The following is a 15,778-nucleotide window of genomic DNA, read 5'->3' on the forward strand; positions in this document are numbered from 1 at the left end:
TCTCAGGTGCTGGAAAAGTAACCGGATTAATGGGGGCCAGGATTATTCTGCACGGACTTTGAACGTCTCTCGCAGAACATTTCTATTCGGCTGGTATCATACCGACGAAATCCCTATAATTGCCGCGTTTGACGCTCAGGCGTCGTCCTTCCTTACATCCAGGTTACTCAGGTCGCAAAAATTTATGACTGATAAGTCTCATCAGTGCGTCATTATAGGCATCGCCGGCGCATCGGCTTCAGGTAAAAGTCTCATTGCCAGTACGCTTTACCGTGAATTACGTGAACAGGTCGGTGATGAGCACATCGGCGTTATTCCAGAAGACAGCTATTACAAAGATCAAAGCCATCTGTCGATGGAAGAGCGTGTTAAGACCAACTATGACCATCCAAGCGCGATGGATCACAGCCTGTTATTCCAGCATCTTCAGGCTCTGAAAAACGGCACCGCCATTGAGCTGCCTGTCTATAGCTACGTTGAACATACCCGCCTGCAGGAAACCGTTCGCATTGCGCCGAAAAAGGTCATTATCCTCGAAGGCATCCTGCTGCTCACCGACGCCCGTCTGCGCGAATCGATGAACTTCTCCATTTTTGTTGATACCCCGCTGGATATCTGCCTGATGCGCCGTATCAAACGCGACGTCAACGAACGCGGCCGCTCGATGGATTCCGTGATGGCGCAGTACCAGAAAACGGTACGCCCAATGTTCCTGCAGTTTATTGAACCATCCAAACAGTACGCCGATATTATCGTGCCGCGCGGGGGTAAAAACCGCATCGCCATTGATATTCTGAAAGCGAAAATCAGCCAGTTTTTTGAATAACACGCGCGAATTGTGTACCGTTCAAAGATAACCGGGTTCGCCCTCCGGCTCGCAAGGCCGGAAGGCGCGCTGCACGAAAGGAGAAAGTGATGCGTCTTTGTGACCGTGATATTGAAGCCTGGCTGGACGAAGGCCGTCTGAGCATCACCCCGCGCCCGCCCGTCGAGCGCATTAACGGCGTGACTGTGGATGTCCGTCTGGGGAATAAGTTTCGTACCTTTAGCGGTCATACCGCACCATTTATCGACCTGAGCGGGCCGAAAGATGAAGTCAGCGCCGCACTCGACCGGGTGATGAGCGACGAAATCGTGCTCGAGGATGGCGAGGCGTTCTACCTGCATCCGGGTGAGCTGGCGCTGGCCGTAACCTTTGAATCCATCACCCTGCCTGCGGATCTGGTCGGCTGGCTCGACGGACGATCTTCTCTGGCGCGTCTGGGGCTGATGGTGCACGTCACAGCGCACCGTATCGATCCAGGCTGGTCCGGACGTATCGTGCTGGAGTTTTTCAACGCCGGCAAACTGCCGCTGGCGCTGCGCCCGGGCATGATGATTGGCGCGTTGAGCTTTGAGCCGTTAACCGGCCCGGCGGCACGTCCGTATAACGCCCGCCAGGATGCCAAATATCGCGACCAGCAGGGTGCTGTCGCCAGTCGTATTGATAAAGACTAAGTCCGAACCGGTCCATTGAGGAAGCCATGAGAAGAGTTCTGACCACGCTGATGATTTTGCTGGTGGTGCTGGTTGCTGGCCTGTCAGCGTTGGTTCTGCTGGTCAATCCCAATGACTTTCGCGCCTACATGGTGCGTCAGGTTGAGGCGCGCAGCGGTTATGCTCTGAAGCTGGATGGCCCGCTGCGCTGGCACGTCTGGCCGCAGCTCAGCATCCTTTCCGGGCGCATGTCGCTCACCGCGCCGGGGGCCTCCGCGCCGCTGGTGTCTGCTGACAATATGCGCCTCGACGTGGCGTTGATGCCGCTGCTTTCGCATCAGCTCCAGGTCAATCAGGTGATGCTCAAAGGGGCGGTGATCCAGCTCACCCCGCAAACCGAAGCCGTTCGTAATGCCGAAGCCCCCGTGGCGCCGCGCGAAAATACCCTGCCTGATAAAGCGGATGACGCTGGCTGGTCATTTGATATTGGCCGCCTGAAGGTGGCCGACAGCGTGCTGGTGTTCCAGCACGAAGGGGATGAGCAGGTCACTGTGCGCAATCTCAACCTGCAGATGGACCAGGATGAGCATCATAAAGGCAAGATCGACTTTAGCGCCCGGGTGAACCGCAATCAGCGCGATCTGACCCTGTCCTTCTCTGCCAACGTCAACGCCTCCGATTATCCGCACCTGCTGAGCGCCGACATTCAGCAGCTCAGCTGGCAGCTGACCGGCGTCGATCTGCCGACGCAGGGCATCAGCGGGCAGGGCACGCTGCAGGCGCTGTGGCATGAGGAGCAGAAGCAGCTCGAACTCAATCAGCTTAATTTGCAGGCCAATGACAGCGCCCTGACCGGTGAGGCCAGTGTGCTGCTGGGCACCGACCCGCAGTGGAACATCAACCTGCAGTTCGACAAGCTCAATCTGGAAAATCTGCTCCCGGCGCAGGCTGCCGCAGCGACAAACAGCGAGGCGGTACAGCAGGGACAAACCCAGGCCAGGTCGCAACGTCCGGTGATCGCCTCGAATCTGGACGAACCGGATTATAACGGCCTGCGCGGCTTTAGCGCCGATGTCCAGCTGAAAGCGAACAGCGTGCGCTGGCGCGGAATGGACTTCACCCAGGTCAGCAGCCAGCTGAGCAACAAGAACGGCCTTCTGACCATTGCGGAGCTGAGCGGTAAACTGGGGGAGGGGAGCCTGTCTTTACCCGGTACCCTCGACGTGCGTAAAGCCGCTGCCCAGACCGCCTTCCAGCCGCGTCTGGATAACATTGAGATCGGCACTATCCTGAAGGCGTTTAACTATCCGATTGCCCTTACCGGCAGCCTGACCATGGCCGGTGACTTCTCCGGCAGCAAGATTGACGCCGAAGCCTTCCGCCGCAACTGGCAGGGCGAGGCGCATCTGGAAATGCACAATACCCGCATGGAAGGGCTTAACTTCCAGCAGCTGGTGCAGCAGGCGGTAGAGCGCAGCAGTAACGTGAAGGTCAAAGAGAACTTTGACAACGCCACCCGTCTGGACAGCTTCGTTACCGACCTGACGCTCGACAGAGGGCAGGTGACGCTGGAGGATATGCAGGGCGAGTCGCCAATGCTGACCCTTGAAGGAAACGGCACGCTGGATCTGGTTAAAGAGACGGCTGATACCCGCTTTAAAGTCCGCGTGCTGGAAGGATGGCTTGGCGAAGGCAAGCTGATCGATTTCCTGAAAACCACGCCGATCCCGCTGAACGTATACGGCAACTGGCAGGCGCTGAACTACAGCCTGCAGGTGGATCAGCTGATGCGTAAGCATCTGCAGGATGAAGCGAAACGCCGGTTAAGTGACTGGGCCGAGAAGAATAAAGAGTCGAAGAACGGTAAAGATGTGAAGAAGCTGCTGGAGAAGATCCAGTAGATTTAAACACCTTCACACCCCACCCCTCACCCCTGCCCTCTCCCCATAGGGGAGAGGGGGAAAACCCGATCGAGCTCATGCTTAAAGACCGCAACTGACTGTTCCCTCTCCCCTATGGGGAGAGGGTTAGGGTGAGGGGAACAGCATCAAACCTCGTAATCCACATCCTCCTGCGTGATCAGCGGAATCAGCTGCACTTTCTGCACCCGGTGGTTCTCCACCTCCAGCGTTTTCAGGGCGTAATCTCCCACCTGTACCTCTTCGCCCGGCTGCGGTATCCGCTGCAGGTACTCCATCAGCAGGCCCGCGATGGTGTGGTATTCGCGCTTGTCGTCCAGCGGCAGGGGCACATACTGCACCAGATCCTCCAGCGGCATATGGCCGTTGGCGGTCCAGCTGCCGTCGGCATTCTTCTGGATATCATGCCGGGCGTCGATCTCTTCCACTTCGTTCGGCAGATTGCCCGCAATGGTCTCCATCACGTCGCTGAGCGTCACGATCCCCTCCACGGAACCAAACTCATCCACCACAAACGCAAAATGGGTACGCGCGTTGCGGAACTGCTCCAGGGCCTGCAGCAGCGGCAGCACCTCCGGGAACACCAGCGGCTGGCGGATCAGCACCCGCAGGTTTAACGGCTCGCCGCGCAGCTGCTGATTAAGCAGGTCGATCACATGCACCACACCCAGCAGCTCCTCTTCCCGATCGCTGCCGGTGACCACGATGCGGGTGTGCTGGTTTTTATCCAGCAGGGCACGGATATGTTCTTCCGGCGCGTTGAGGTCGATATGCTCAATATCGTGGCGCGAGGTCATAATGCTGCTGACGGAGCGCTGGTTAAGGTGCAGTACCCGCTCAATCATCCGCCGCTCCTGCGGGGCAAAGATCGGGCTGTCGTCATGGTCGGCCAGCAGCGAGGCAGACTGCGCGTCCAGTTCGGCATCCTCCTTTTTCCCGCTCAGCAGGCGAATGACCGTGTCAGCGGTGCGCTGGCGCAGGGTCTGGTTGGCAGAGAGAAAACGGCGGCGGTTAAAGATCGCCAGCTGGTTCAGCGCCTCGATAATCACCGAGAAGCCAATTGCGGCGTAGAGATACCCTTTCGGAATGTGGAAGCCAAAACCGTCTGCCACCAGGCTGAAGCCAATCATCAGCAGGAAGCTCAGGCATAAAATGACAATCGTCGGGTGATCATTGACGAAGCGCGTCAGCGCCTTGCTGGCCATCACCATCAGCGCGATGGCGATGATCACGGCGGCCATCATGACGGGCAGGTGATCGACCATGCCCACGGCGGTGATCACCGAATCCAGCGAGAAGACGGCGTCCAGCACCACGATTTGCGCCACCACCGCCCAGAACTTCGCGCCGCGGCGTTGGGTGGGGTTCTCGCTGTCCTTACCTTCCAGCCTTTCGTTGAGTTCGACAGTGGCTTTGAAGATCAGGAAAAAACCACCAAACAGCATAATCAGATCGCGAGCGCTAAAGCCAAAACCGTGGACGGTAAACAGCGGGCGGGTGAGGGTCACCAGCCAGGAGATAGAGGCCAACAGCAGCAGGCGCATGATCATCGCCATTAACAGACCGGTAATGCGGGCGCGGTCGCGCTGAGCAGGGGGCAGTTTTTCGGCGAGAATAGCGATAAAGACCAGGTTATCGATACCGAGCACAAGCTCCAGCACCACCAGGGTGACCAGGCCGGCCCATATTGATGGATCTGCTATCCATTCCATAGTGAGAGTAATACCTTTCGTTATATGACAATTGTCACATTTCGATCATGGATACTGCGCCAGAAAAATGCAATGCCAGCCGGGCATTTATCTGCACAGATTTTCCTTAATGCATATGAAATAAACCCCTCACTCTGTGGGCTAATAGTGGAATAAATCCGAATAAAGTAAAATAAGAAATGTCGCAGGTCGATAAGTGTATTTAATAATGTCAATATCAAGCTATTCCTAAAAACACAGAAATGCGACCGTTAATATTAATCTTAAAAGCCACGCCTTTGGTGATGTTTCCTTGCCTGCTTTTCAGATAGCTGCAACAATTCTTTCAGCATCAAATAGCGGTCATTTTTGATGCTATTTCTGTGTCGGTTTAATGACGTGATAAATCTATATTGGGTTCGGAATTATCCTGTCCTTTATATTTTTCATTAAACGCTATCAAAGAGGGTGTTTATCCCTAACTTGCTGTTTAAGCAGTGAATTGGTAACTGAAAGCCAAGGGCGGTAGCGTGCCTGAAAGCGTGTTAATCAGCCTCGATTATTCTGTCAATAGCCTGAGAGCGAATAAGCTTCTTTTAGGACTGATGCCAGTTATATTTCTCTTTTATTGACTGCATGCTAAAAGTAATACGCCTTCGCACTTATTTAAATGCACAGGATAATTACTCTGCCATAGTGATAAATAATCAATGATGAAATCCAAAATGAAATTGATGCCATTATTGGTGTCTGTGACCTTGATGAGTGGTTGTACGATCTTTCCCGGCAGCAATATGTCAACCTCGGGCAAGGATGTGATTAAACAGCAGGACGCTGACTTTGATATTAACCGCATGGTGAATGTTTATCCCATGACCCCGCAGCTGGTTGAACAATTACGCCCCCGCCCGGTTGTCGCGCGACCTAACGTCAGCCTTGATGAAGAGATCGCCAACTACCAGTACCGCGTCGGGCCTGGCGATGTGATTAACGTCACCGTCTGGGATCACCCCGAACTGACTACTCCCGCCGGGCAGTACCGTAGCTCCAGCGATGCCGGTAACTGGGTCCAGTCGGACGGCACCATGTTCTATCCCTATGTCGGCAAGATCCGTGTTGCAGGCAAAACCCTTAGCCAGATCCGCAGTGATATTACCGGCCGTTTAGCGCAGTACATCGCTGACCCGCAGGTGGACGTTAATATCGCCGCATTCCGCTCGCAAAAAGCCTACGTCTCCGGCCAGGTGAATAAATCCGGCCAGCAGCCAATCACTAACGTGCCGCTGACGGTGCTTGATGCCATCAACGCCGCGGGCGGGCTCACCGACGGCGCCGACTGGCGCAACGCGGTGCTGACCCATAAAGGCAAAGAGGAGCGTATCTCCCTGCAGGCTCTGATGCAGAACGGCGATCTGAGTCAGAACCGTCTGCTCTATCCGAGTGACATTCTGTTCGTGCCGCGCAATGACGACCTGAAAGTGTTCGTGATGGGTGAAGTGAAGAAACAGAGCACCCTCAAGATGGACTTCAGCGGCATGACCCTGACCGAAGCGCTGGGCAACGCGGAAGGACTGGATATGAGCACCTCCGACGCCAGCGGCATCTTCGTCATCCGTCCGATTACTGGAAACGGTGCGAAGGGCAAGATTGCCAACGTCTACCAGCTGGATATGTCTGATGCCACCTCGCTGGTGATGGCGACCAGCTTCCGCCTCCAGCCGTATGACGTGGTCTACGTCACTACCGCGCCGATAACGCGCTGGAACCGTGTGATGAACCAGCTGATGCCGACCATCAACAATATCCACACGATGTCCGATACGGTGCATCAGTACCACAACTGGTGATAGCGATGTTTAACAAGATTCTGGTGGTGTGTGTGGGGAACATCTGCCGTTCCCCTACCGCTGAACGGCTTTTGAAACAGTATCAACCGCAGCTCACCGTGGCGTCAGCCGGGCTGGGCGCGCTGGTGGGCAAAGGTGCCGACGAGCGGGCGCGTCAGGTTGCCGCAGAGCATCAGCTTTCACTCGATGGGCACTGCGCCCGTCAGGTGTCGGCCAGCCTGTGCCGCGACTATGACCTGATCCTGGCGATGGAAAAACGCCATATCCACGCCCTGTGCGATATCGCACCGGAGATGCGCGGCAAGGTGATGCTGTTTGGTCACTGGGATAACGAACGTGAGATCCCCGACCCCTATCGCAAAAGCCACGAAGCGTTTGAGGCGGTTTACACCTTACTCGACCAGTCTGCCCGCCAGTGGGCACAGGCACTGAACGTTCAGCAGGGATAATAATGACAGCAAACGTAAAACCTTCTGCCGCCCCGAGTGCGGGCGGTGATGAAATTGATATTGGTCGCCTGATCGGCACCGTGGTCGAGGCGCGCTGGTGGGTGATTGGCATTACCGCCGTGTTCGCCGTTGCGGCGGTGATCTATACCCTCTTCGCCACGCCGATCTACAGCGCCGATGCGCTGGTGCAAATTGAGCAGAACAGCGGCAGTTCCCTGGTGCAGGACATTGGTTCGGCGCTGGCGAACAAGCCGCCCGCCTCGCAGGCGGAAATTGAGCTGATCCAGTCCCGCCTGGTGTTGGGCAAAACCGTGGACGATCTGGATCTCGATATCGGCGTCAGCAAAAACAGCTTCCCGGTGTTTGGCGCGGGCTGGGATCGGTTGATGGGGCGTCAGAACGACACCGTCAAAGTGACCACCTTCACGCTTCCTGCCGGGGGGGCCAGCCAGGTCTTTACCCTTGAGGTGCTGGGAAAAGATCGCTATCAGCTCACCAGCGACGCCGGGTTTAGCGCCGAGGGCAAGGTGGGGGAGATGCTGACAAAAGACGGCGTGAGCATGATGGTCAGCGCCATTCATGCCCAGACCGGCAGCGAGTTTACCGTCAGCAAATTCTCGATGCTGGGGATGATCAATAACCTGCAGGGCAACCTGACCGTCACTGAAACCGGAAAAGACACCGGGGTGCTGAGACTGAACTTTACCGGGGAAGACAAGGATAAGATCCGCGACATCCTCAACAGCATTACCCGCAACTACCAGGCGCAGAACGTGAAGCGCAAGTCGGAAGAGGCGTCAAAGAGCCTCGAGTTCCTTGCGAAACAGCTCCCGGAAGTGCGCGGCCATCTGGATCAGGCCGAGAACAAGCTCAACGCGTTCCGTCAGGATAAAGACTCCGTCGACCTGCCGCTGGAGGCGAAGTCGGTGCTGGATTCGATGGTCAACATCGACGCCCAGCTGAACGAGCTGACCTTTAAAGAGGCGGAAATCTCCAAGCTCTACACCAAACGTCACCCGGCCTACCGCACGCTGCTGGAAAAACGCCAGACCCTGGAAGAGGAAAAGGCGAAGCTGAATAATCGCGTCACCGCGATGCCAAAAACCCAGCAGGAGATCCTGCGTTTGACCCGCGACGTTGAATCGGGCCAGCAGGTCTATATGCAGCTGCTGAATAAACAGCAGGAGCTGAAGATCACCGAGGCGAGCACCGTGGGCGACGTGCGCATTGTCGACCCGGCCATCACCCAGCCGGGCGTGCTGAAGCCGAAGAAAGCGCTGATTATTCTCGGCAGCATTATTCTCGGCCTGATGCTCTCCATCGTTGGCGTGCTGCTGCGCTCCCTGTTTAACCGTGGGATCGAAAGCCCGCAGGTGCTGGAAGAGCACGGCATCAACGTCTACGCCAGCATCCCGCTGTCGGAGTGGCAGAAGTCGCGTGACAGCGTCAAAACCACCAACGGCGTCAAACGCTACAAACAGAGCCAGCTGCTGGCAGTGGGCAACCCGACGGATCTGGCTATCGAAGCCATCCGCAGCCTGCGCACCAGCCTGCACTTCGCCATGATGCAGGCCAGCAACAACGTGCTGATGCTCACCGGGGTCAGCCCGTCCATCGGGAAAACCTTCGTCTGTGCCAACCTCGCGGCGGTGGTCAGCCAGACCAACAAGCGCGTGCTGCTGATCGACTGCGATATGCGTAAGGGCTACACCCACGAGCTGCTCGGCACCAACAACGAGAACGGTCTGTCGGACATTCTGCTGGGCAAGGGCGATATCAGCCAGTGCGCGAAGCCGACCTCGATCCCTAATTTTGACCTGGTCACGCGCGGGCAGGTGCCGCCGAACCCATCGGAGCTGCTGATGAGCGAGCGCTTTACCCAGCTGGTGGAGTGGGCGAGCAAAAACTATGACCTGGTGCTGATCGACACCCCGCCAATCCTCGCGGTAACGGATGCAGCGGTTGTCGGCCGCCATGCGGGCACCACCCTGATGGTGGCGCGCTATGCGGTGAACACCCTGAAAGAGGTGGAAACCAGCCTCAGCCGCTTCGAGCAGAACGGCATCGCGGTGAAAGGGGTGATCCTCAACTCCATCTTCCGCCGCGCCAGCGGGTATCAGGATTACGGGTATTACGAGTACGAATATAAATCGGACAGCAAGTAATGAGCCATTCGGGGAATACCATGACACCACGTCCTTTGATTTCCATTTATATGCCGACATGGAACCGTCAGCAGCTGGCGATCCGTGCGATAAAATCGGTATTGCGCCAGGATTATGACCACTGGGAATTGATCATCGTTGATGATTGCTCCTCCTCGTACGAGCAGCTGCAAAAGTTTGTCGCTGACCTGAACGATCCGCGGGTGATCTACACCCACAACGCCATCAACTCCGGTGCCTGTGCGGTCCGCAACCAGGCCATTTTGCAGGCCAAAGGCCAGTACCTGACCGGCATCGACGATGACGATGAGTGGACGCCGAACCGGCTGTCGACCTTCCTGTCCCATCAGCATCACCTGGTGACCCACGCGTTTTTATACGCCAACGACTACGTCTGCGAGGGGGAGGTCTACTCCCAGCCCGCCAGCCTGCCGTTGTATCCAAAATCGCCGTACTCGCGCCACCTGTTCTACAAGCGCAATATCATCGGCAATCAGGTCTTTACCTGGGCATGGCGCTTCAAGGAGTGCCTGTTCGATACGACCCTTGCCGCCGCCCAGGATTACGACATCTTCCTGCGGATGGTAGTGGAGTACGGCGAGCCGTGGAAGGTGGAAGAAGCCACGCAAATTCTGCACATTAATCATGGCGAAATGCAGATCACCTCGTCGCCGAAAAAGTTCTCCGGCTACTTCCACTTCTATCGCAAGCATCGGGACAAGTTCGACCGCGCCAGCCGTAAATATCAGCTGTTTACGCTCTATCAGATCCGCAACAAGCGCATGAACTGGCGCACGCTGCTGACCCTGATTTCAGTGCGTAACGGTAAGCGTCTGGCTGATGGACTGCGGGGGAAATAATGGTGCTGGAAGATTGTCGCGCAAACAGCTGGAGCCTGCGCCCCTGCTGCATGGTGCTGGCCTACCGGGTGGCCCATTTTTGCTCGGTGTGGCGCAAAAAGAACGTCCTTAACAATCTGTGGGCGGCGCCGGTGCTGGTGCTCTATCGCATCATCACCGAGTGCTTCTTCGGCTACGAGATCCAGGCCGCGGCCACCATCGGTCGCCGCTTCACCATTCATCACGGCTATGCCGTGGTGATCAATAAATTCGTGGTCGCCGGGGATGATTTCACCATTCGCCACGGGGTGACCCTTGGCAACCGCGGCCCGGACAGCCTGGCCTGTCCGGTGATCGGCAATAACGTTGAGCTGGGCGCCAACGTGGTGATGATCGGTGATATCACCGTCGGCAATAACGTCACTATTGGGGCGGGAAGCGTGGTGCTCGACAGCATCCCGGACAACGCGCTGGTGGTGGGCGAGAAGGCCCGCGTGAAGGTGATCAAATGAACATTCTGCAATTTAATGTGCGTCTCGCCGAGGGCGGGGCGGCAGGCGTGGCGCTGGATCTGCACCAGCGCGCGCTGCAAAAAGGACTTCAGTCGCGCTTTGTTTACGGTTACGGCAAGGGCGGCAAGAAAAGCGTCAGCCACGATCGCTATCCCCATGTGGTGAAACACACTCCGCGCCTGACCTCGGTGGCCAACATCGCGCTGTTCCGCCTGTTTAACCGCGACCTGTTTGGCAATCTCAACAGCCTGTACCGCACCGTCACCCGCACGCCGGGCCCGGTGGTGCTGCATTTCCACGTGCTGCACAGCTACTGGCTTCGGCTTGCAGAGGTGGTAGCGTTCTGCGAGAACGTGCAGGCCCATAAGCCGGACACCACGTTCGTCTGGACCCTGCACGATCACTGGAGCGTGACCGGCCGCTGCGCCTTTACCGACGGCTGCGAAGGGTGGAAAGACAACTGCCAGAAATGCCCGACCCTCAGCAACTACCCGCCGGTGAAGGTGGATCGCGCCCACCAGCTGGTGGACGGCAAACGCCAGCTGTTCCGCGACATGCTGGCGCTGGGCTGCCAGTTTATCTCTCCCAGCCAGCACGTGGCCGATGCCTTTAACAGCCTGTACGGAGCAGGGCGCTGCCGGATCATCAACAACGGCATCGACGTGGCGACGGAGGCCATTCTGGCCGAGCTGACCCCGGTCGCGGTGACCGCCGGCAAGCCGAAAATCGCCGTGGTCGCCCACGATCTGCGCTACGACGGCAAAACTAACCAGCAGCTGGTGCGTGACATGATGGCGCTCGGCGACAAAATCGAACTGCACACCTTCGGTAAATTCTCGCCGTTTGAGGGGACGAACGTGGTGAACCACGGCTTCGAAACCGACAAGCGCAAGCTGATGAGCGCCCTGAACGAAATGGATGCGCTGGTGTTCAGCTCCCGGGTCGATAACTACCCGCTGATCCTGTGCGAAGCGCTCTCGATTGGGGTGCCGGTGATCGCCACCCACAGCGACGCCGCGCGGGAAGTGCTGGAGAAATCCGGGGGCAAAACCTTCAGCGAAAACGAAGTGCTGCCGCTGGTGCAACTGGCGAAGGCGGAGATCGCCCAGGCGGTGTTTGGCACCTCCCTTGAGGCGTTCCGCGCCCGCAGCCGCCAGGCCTACAGTGGACAACAGATGCTGGAGGAGTATGTCTCGTTCTATCAGAATCTGTAGCTATCTGCTGCTGCCGCTGGTCTACCTGCTGGTCAACGTCAAAATTGCCCAGCTGGGGGAAAGTTTCCCCATCACCATCGTCACCTTCTTACCGCTGCTGCTGTTGCTGTTTGTCGACAAAATCAGCGTGAAGAAGCTGATGATAGCCCTGGGATTGGGCGTGGGGCTGACGGCCTTCAACTACATCTTTGGTCAGTCGCTGGATGCCAGCAAATATGTCACCTCCACCATGCTGTTTGTCTATATCGTGATCATCATCGGCATGGTGTGGAGTATTCGCTTTAAAACGATATCGCCGCACAATTATCGGAAGATCCTCAGGTTCTTTTATCTGGTCATTGGCATCATCGTTTCTATTGCTGCCCTGGAGATGGCGCAAATTATTCTCACCGGCGGCAGTAGCCTGATGGAAATAATTTCGAAATATCTTATTTACAGTAATAGCTATGTATTGAATTTCATTAAATTTGGCGGAAAGCGCACCACGGCACTCTATTTCGAACCGGCATTCTTCGCTCTGGCGTTAATCTCAATTTGGCTCAGCATCAAACAGTTTGGTATCAAAACGCCCAAGAGCGATGCTATGATTCTTGCAGGAATTGTTCTGTCAGGTTCGTTCTCCGGGGTAATGACTTTTATTCTGTTTTACCTCCTTGAGTGGGCGTTTCAGTACCTGAATAAAGAGGCGATCAAGAAAAAGTTACCTTTAGCGATCATTTCATTGTCAGTGTTTTTAGTCGGGGTGGTCTTTGCCTTCCCGTATATTTCCGAACGTCTGGGTGATTTAGGTACCGAAGGGTCGTCATCTTATTATCGTATTATCGGTCCGCTGGTGATGGTTGGGTACTCTTTAACCCATATTGACGGCGTTGTCAGATTCGGCTCACTTTATGAATATGTCGCATCATTCGGAATCTTTAACGGTGCGGACGTCGGAAAAACAATAGACAATGGCTTGTATCTGCTGATTATTTATTTTTCATGGTTCGCAGTATTATTAACGGCGTGGTATCTGTTTAAAGTTTTCAAAATGACGATCAGCGCCTTTGGTGATAATCAGAATTTTCGCGTGCAGCTTTATCTTTTTACGCCGGTGTCGCTATTTTTTACCGGGTCAATATTTAGCCCGGAGTACGCATTCTTAATTGTTTGCCCGTTTATTTTGCGCAAGGCGCTGAATATTACGCATTCATAACGAGGTGGTTTATGTTACTCAGCGTTATTACTGTTGCCTTTCGTAACTACGAGGGTGTGGTAAAAACCTGGCGGTCGCTGCGCAATCTGGCAGGCGATCCCAGCCTCAGCTTTGAATGGATTGTGGTGGATGGCGGTTCGAACGACGGCACTGCGGAGTTTCTCGAAAAACTCAACGGTGAGTATAACTTACGTTATATCAGCGAGAAGGATCGCGGTATCTATGATGCCATGAATAAGGGCATCGATATGGCGCAGGGGCGCTACGCCATTTTCCTGAACTCCGGCGATATTTTTCATGACGACGTGGCGCAGTTTGTACGTCAGCTTAGCCGGGCGAACGACAACGCCATGTACATGGGCGACGCCTTACTCGATTTTGGTGACGGAAATAAAGTGCGCCGTGCGGCGAAACCGGGCTGGTATATTTATCACAGCCTGCCGGCCAGCCATCAGGCGATTTTCTTTCCGCTGAGTGGGTTAAAAACCTACCCGTACGATCTGCAATATCGCGTCTCATCGGATTACGCCCTGACCGCGCGACTGTATAAAGCCGGTTATCCGTTTAAACGCCTGCCGGGTCTGGTATCTGAATTTTCGATGGGCGGGGTGTCAACCTCGAATAATCTGGAATTATGTCAGGACGCCAAAAAAGTTCAGCGCGAAATATTGCGCATGCCGGGCGCGCTCGCGGAATTATCTTATTTATTACGTCTGAAAACGACGGGTAAAACAAAAGCCTTATATAACAAAGTCTGAATATAAGGAAAGAGTATGCAGGAATTAAGCGGCTTCTCTGTGCCAAAAGGGTTTCGCGGCGCAGGCGGCATTAAGGTGCAGTTATGGTGGGCCGTTCAGGCAACGTTATTTGCCTGGTCACCGCAAATTATGTATCGCTGGCGCGCATTTTTATTACGCTGCTTCGGCGCAAAAATCGGAAAAAACGTAGTGATTCGCCCCTCGGTAAAAATTACTTACCCGTGGAAATTAACCTTAGGGGATAACGCCTGGGTTGGCGATGACGCGGTGTTATACACCCTCGGCGATATTTCGATTGGTGCGAATGCGGTGGTATCACAGAAATGCTACCTGTGCACCGGCAGCCACGATTATATGAGTCAACATTTTGATATTAACGCGCAGCCAATAACCATTGGCGAGAAATGCTGGCTGGCGACCGACGTATTTGTCGCCCCCGGCGTCTCAATTGGTAACGGTACCGTTATTGGCGCGCGCAGCAGTGTTTTTAAGTCGCTACCGGCAAACAGGCTTTGCCGTGGCAATCCCGCAGTGGTGATACGCGAACGCGTTGAAACTGAATAACTTCTGATAAGTCTGGAGAAAATAAACATGTCTAAAGTCGCTCTCATCACCGGCGTAACCGGACAGGATGGTTCTTATCTGGCGGAACTCCTGCTGGAAAAAGGCTACGAAGTGCACGGAATCAAACGTCGTGCCTCCTCTTTCAATACCGAGCGCGTGGATCATATCTACCAGGATCCACACGCAACGAACCCGAAATTCCACCTGCACTACGGCGATCTGACCGATACCTCCAACCTGACCCGTATTCTGCAGGAAGTGCAGCCGGACGAGGTCTATAACCTGGGCGCCATGAGCCACGTTGCGGTCTCCTTCGAGTCCCCGGAATACACCGCTGACGTAGACGCCATCGGTACCCTGCGCCTGCTGGAAGCGATTCGTTTCCTTGGCCTTGAGAAGAAGACCCGTTTCTATCAGGCGTCTACCTCCGAACTGTACGGCCTGGTGCAGGAGATCCCGCAGAAAGAGACCACCCCGTTCTACCCGCGCTCCCCGTATGCGGTGGCAAAAATGTACGCCTACTGGATCACCGTTAACTACCGTGAATCCTACGGCATGTATGCCTGTAACGGCATTCTGTTCAACCACGAATCCCCGCGCCGCGGCGAGACCTTCGTGACCCGCAAAATCACCCGCGCTATCGCCAATATCGCCCAGGGCCTCGAGAAGAAGCTGCACCTCGGCAATATGGACTCCCTGCGTGACTGGGGCCATGCCAAAGACTACGTCAAGATGCAGTGGATGATGCTGCAGCAGGATAAACCGGAAGACTTCGTTATCGCCACAGGCGTGCAGTACTCCGTGCGTCAGTTCGTTGAGATGGCCGCGGCTCAGCTGGGCATCAAACTGCGCTTCGAAGGCACCGGCGTGGAAGAGAAGGGCATTGTGGTTTCCGTGACCGGCCACGACGCACCGGGCGTACAGCCGGGCGACGTGATTGTGGAAGTTGATCCGCGCTACTTCCGTCCTGCCGAGGTTGAAACCCTGCTGGGCGACCCGACCAAAGCGCACGAAAAACTGGGCTGGAAACCAGAAACCACGCTGCAGGAGATGGTCTCCGAAATGGTGGCTAAAGATCTCGAAGCGGCGAAAAAACACTCCCTGCTCAAATCCCACGGCTACGAGGTTGCCATCGCGCTGGAGTCCTGA

Annotated in this window: 14 protein-coding genes; 13 read left to right on the forward strand and 1 reads right to left on the reverse strand. The window is 55.6% G+C overall.

From position 1 onward, the window contains the following. Window positions 1-184 precede the first annotated feature (184 nt). The 3 genes from udk (at window position 185) to asmA (ending at window position 3,377) form a co-directional block, all read left to right on the forward strand. The gene (gene udk, locus FFB58_RS11590; protein WP_032612454.1) at window positions 185-826 is read left to right on the forward strand and encodes a uridine kinase; all 642 of its coding nucleotides are present in this window, start codon (window positions 185-187) and stop codon (window positions 824-826) included. Between the two features lie 89 nt (window positions 827-915). Further along, complete coding sequence (gene dcd, locus FFB58_RS11595) at window positions 916-1,497, forward strand: dCTP deaminase (RefSeq protein ID WP_138369953.1); 582 nt, start codon at window positions 916-918, stop codon at window positions 1,495-1,497. Between the two features lie 26 nt (window positions 1,498-1,523). After that, entirely contained in the window at window positions 1,524-3,377 is a 1,854-nt protein-coding gene (gene asmA, locus FFB58_RS11600; protein ID WP_138369954.1) for an outer membrane assembly protein AsmA, read from the forward strand. 146 nt (window positions 3,378-3,523) lie between these two features. Here asmA and FFB58_RS11605 read toward each other — a convergent pair whose 3' ends face one another. Continuing rightward, window positions 3,524-5,107, reverse strand: a complete 1,584-nt coding sequence (locus FFB58_RS11605) for a TerC family protein (protein ID WP_039030272.1) — start codon at window positions 5,105-5,107, stop codon at window positions 3,524-3,526. Between the two features lie 689 nt (window positions 5,108-5,796). Here FFB58_RS11605 and FFB58_RS11610 point away from each other — a divergent pair. The 10 genes from FFB58_RS11610 to gmd are packed head-to-tail and all read left to right on the forward strand — an operon-like array spanning window position 5,797 to window position 15,778. After that, window positions 5,797-6,933, forward strand: coding sequence for a polysaccharide export protein (locus FFB58_RS11610; protein ID WP_138369955.1), 1,137 nt, complete (start codon window positions 5,797-5,799; stop codon window positions 6,931-6,933). Window positions 6,934-6,938: 5 nt separating this feature from the next. Beyond that, window positions 6,939-7,382 (forward strand): low molecular weight protein-tyrosine-phosphatase Wzb, encoded by a 444-nt coding sequence (gene wzb, locus FFB58_RS11615; RefSeq protein ID WP_039030270.1) that lies wholly within the window; start codon window positions 6,939-6,941, stop codon window positions 7,380-7,382. A gap of 2 nt (window positions 7,383-7,384) precedes the next feature. After that, a complete protein-coding gene (wzc, locus tag FFB58_RS11620; protein WP_039030269.1) occupies window positions 7,385-9,547 on the forward strand; it encodes a tyrosine-protein kinase Wzc in 2,163 nt (720 codons plus the stop codon). A 20-nt stretch (window positions 9,548-9,567) separates the two neighbouring features. Next, window positions 9,568-10,407: a colanic acid biosynthesis glycosyltransferase WcaA gene (gene wcaA, locus FFB58_RS11625; protein WP_039030281.1), complete on the forward strand. Its 840-nt coding sequence runs from the start codon at window positions 9,568-9,570 to the stop codon at window positions 10,405-10,407. 2 nt (window positions 10,408-10,409) lie between these two features. After that, complete coding sequence (gene wcaB / locus FFB58_RS11630; protein WP_103792230.1) at window positions 10,410-10,898, forward strand: colanic acid biosynthesis acetyltransferase WcaB; 489 nt, start codon at window positions 10,410-10,412, stop codon at window positions 10,896-10,898. Next, window positions 10,895-12,112, forward strand: coding sequence for a colanic acid biosynthesis glycosyltransferase WcaC (wcaC, locus tag FFB58_RS11635; RefSeq protein ID WP_138369956.1), 1,218 nt, complete (start codon window positions 10,895-10,897; stop codon window positions 12,110-12,112). Before wcaB ends, wcaC begins: the two co-directional genes overlap by 4 nt. Further along, entirely contained in the window at window positions 12,087-13,307 is a 1,221-nt protein-coding gene (gene wcaD / locus FFB58_RS11640; protein ID WP_138369957.1) for a colanic acid polymerase WcaD, read from the forward strand. The genes wcaC and wcaD overlap by 26 nt, the downstream gene beginning before the upstream one ends. Window positions 13,308-13,318: 11 nt before the next feature. Further along, entirely contained in the window at window positions 13,319-14,065 is a 747-nt protein-coding gene (gene wcaE / locus FFB58_RS11645; RefSeq protein WP_138369958.1) for a colanic acid biosynthesis glycosyltransferase WcaE, read from the forward strand. A gap of 15 nt (window positions 14,066-14,080) precedes the next feature. Beyond that, the gene (gene wcaF, locus FFB58_RS11650) at window positions 14,081-14,629 is read left to right on the forward strand and encodes a colanic acid biosynthesis acetyltransferase WcaF (RefSeq protein ID WP_138369959.1); all 549 of its coding nucleotides are present in this window, start codon (window positions 14,081-14,083) and stop codon (window positions 14,627-14,629) included. A 27-nt stretch (window positions 14,630-14,656) separates the two neighbouring features. Then, window positions 14,657-15,778: a GDP-mannose 4,6-dehydratase gene (gmd, locus tag FFB58_RS11655; RefSeq protein ID WP_138369960.1), complete on the forward strand. Its 1,122-nt coding sequence runs from the start codon at window positions 14,657-14,659 to the stop codon at window positions 15,776-15,778.

It is taken from the genome of Enterobacter sp. MF024, assembly GCF_005843915.1.
In the GTDB taxonomy this organism is placed as follows: Bacteria; Pseudomonadota; Gammaproteobacteria; order Enterobacterales; family Enterobacteriaceae; genus Enterobacter; species Enterobacter barmai.

Coding starts and splice junctions, on each gene's coding strand:
- udk (WP_032612454.1), top strand. CDS start 185: ATGACTGATAAGTCTCATCAGTGCGTCATTATAGGCATCGCCGGCGCA.
- dcd (WP_138369953.1), top strand. CDS start 916: ATGCGTCTTTGTGACCGTGATATTGAAGCCTGGCTGGACGAAGGCCGT.
- asmA (WP_138369954.1), top strand. CDS start 1,524: ATGAGAAGAGTTCTGACCACGCTGATGATTTTGCTGGTGGTGCTGGTT.
- FFB58_RS11605 (WP_039030272.1), bottom strand. CDS start 5,107: ATGGAATGGATAGCAGATCCATCAATATGGGCCGGCCTGGTCACCCTG.
- FFB58_RS11610 (WP_138369955.1), top strand. CDS start 5,797: ATGATGAAATCCAAAATGAAATTGATGCCATTATTGGTGTCTGTGACC.
- wzb (WP_039030270.1), top strand. CDS start 6,939: ATGTTTAACAAGATTCTGGTGGTGTGTGTGGGGAACATCTGCCGTTCC.
- wzc (WP_039030269.1), top strand. CDS start 7,385: ATGACAGCAAACGTAAAACCTTCTGCCGCCCCGAGTGCGGGCGGTGAT.
- wcaA (WP_039030281.1), top strand. CDS start 9,568: ATGACACCACGTCCTTTGATTTCCATTTATATGCCGACATGGAACCGT.
- wcaC (WP_138369956.1), top strand. CDS start 10,895: ATGAACATTCTGCAATTTAATGTGCGTCTCGCCGAGGGCGGGGCGGCA.
- wcaD (WP_138369957.1), top strand. CDS start 12,087: ATGTCTCGTTCTATCAGAATCTGTAGCTATCTGCTGCTGCCGCTGGTC.
- wcaE (WP_138369958.1), top strand. CDS start 13,319: ATGTTACTCAGCGTTATTACTGTTGCCTTTCGTAACTACGAGGGTGTG.
- wcaF (WP_138369959.1), top strand. CDS start 14,081: ATGCAGGAATTAAGCGGCTTCTCTGTGCCAAAAGGGTTTCGCGGCGCA.
- gmd (WP_138369960.1), top strand. CDS start 14,657: ATGTCTAAAGTCGCTCTCATCACCGGCGTAACCGGACAGGATGGTTCT.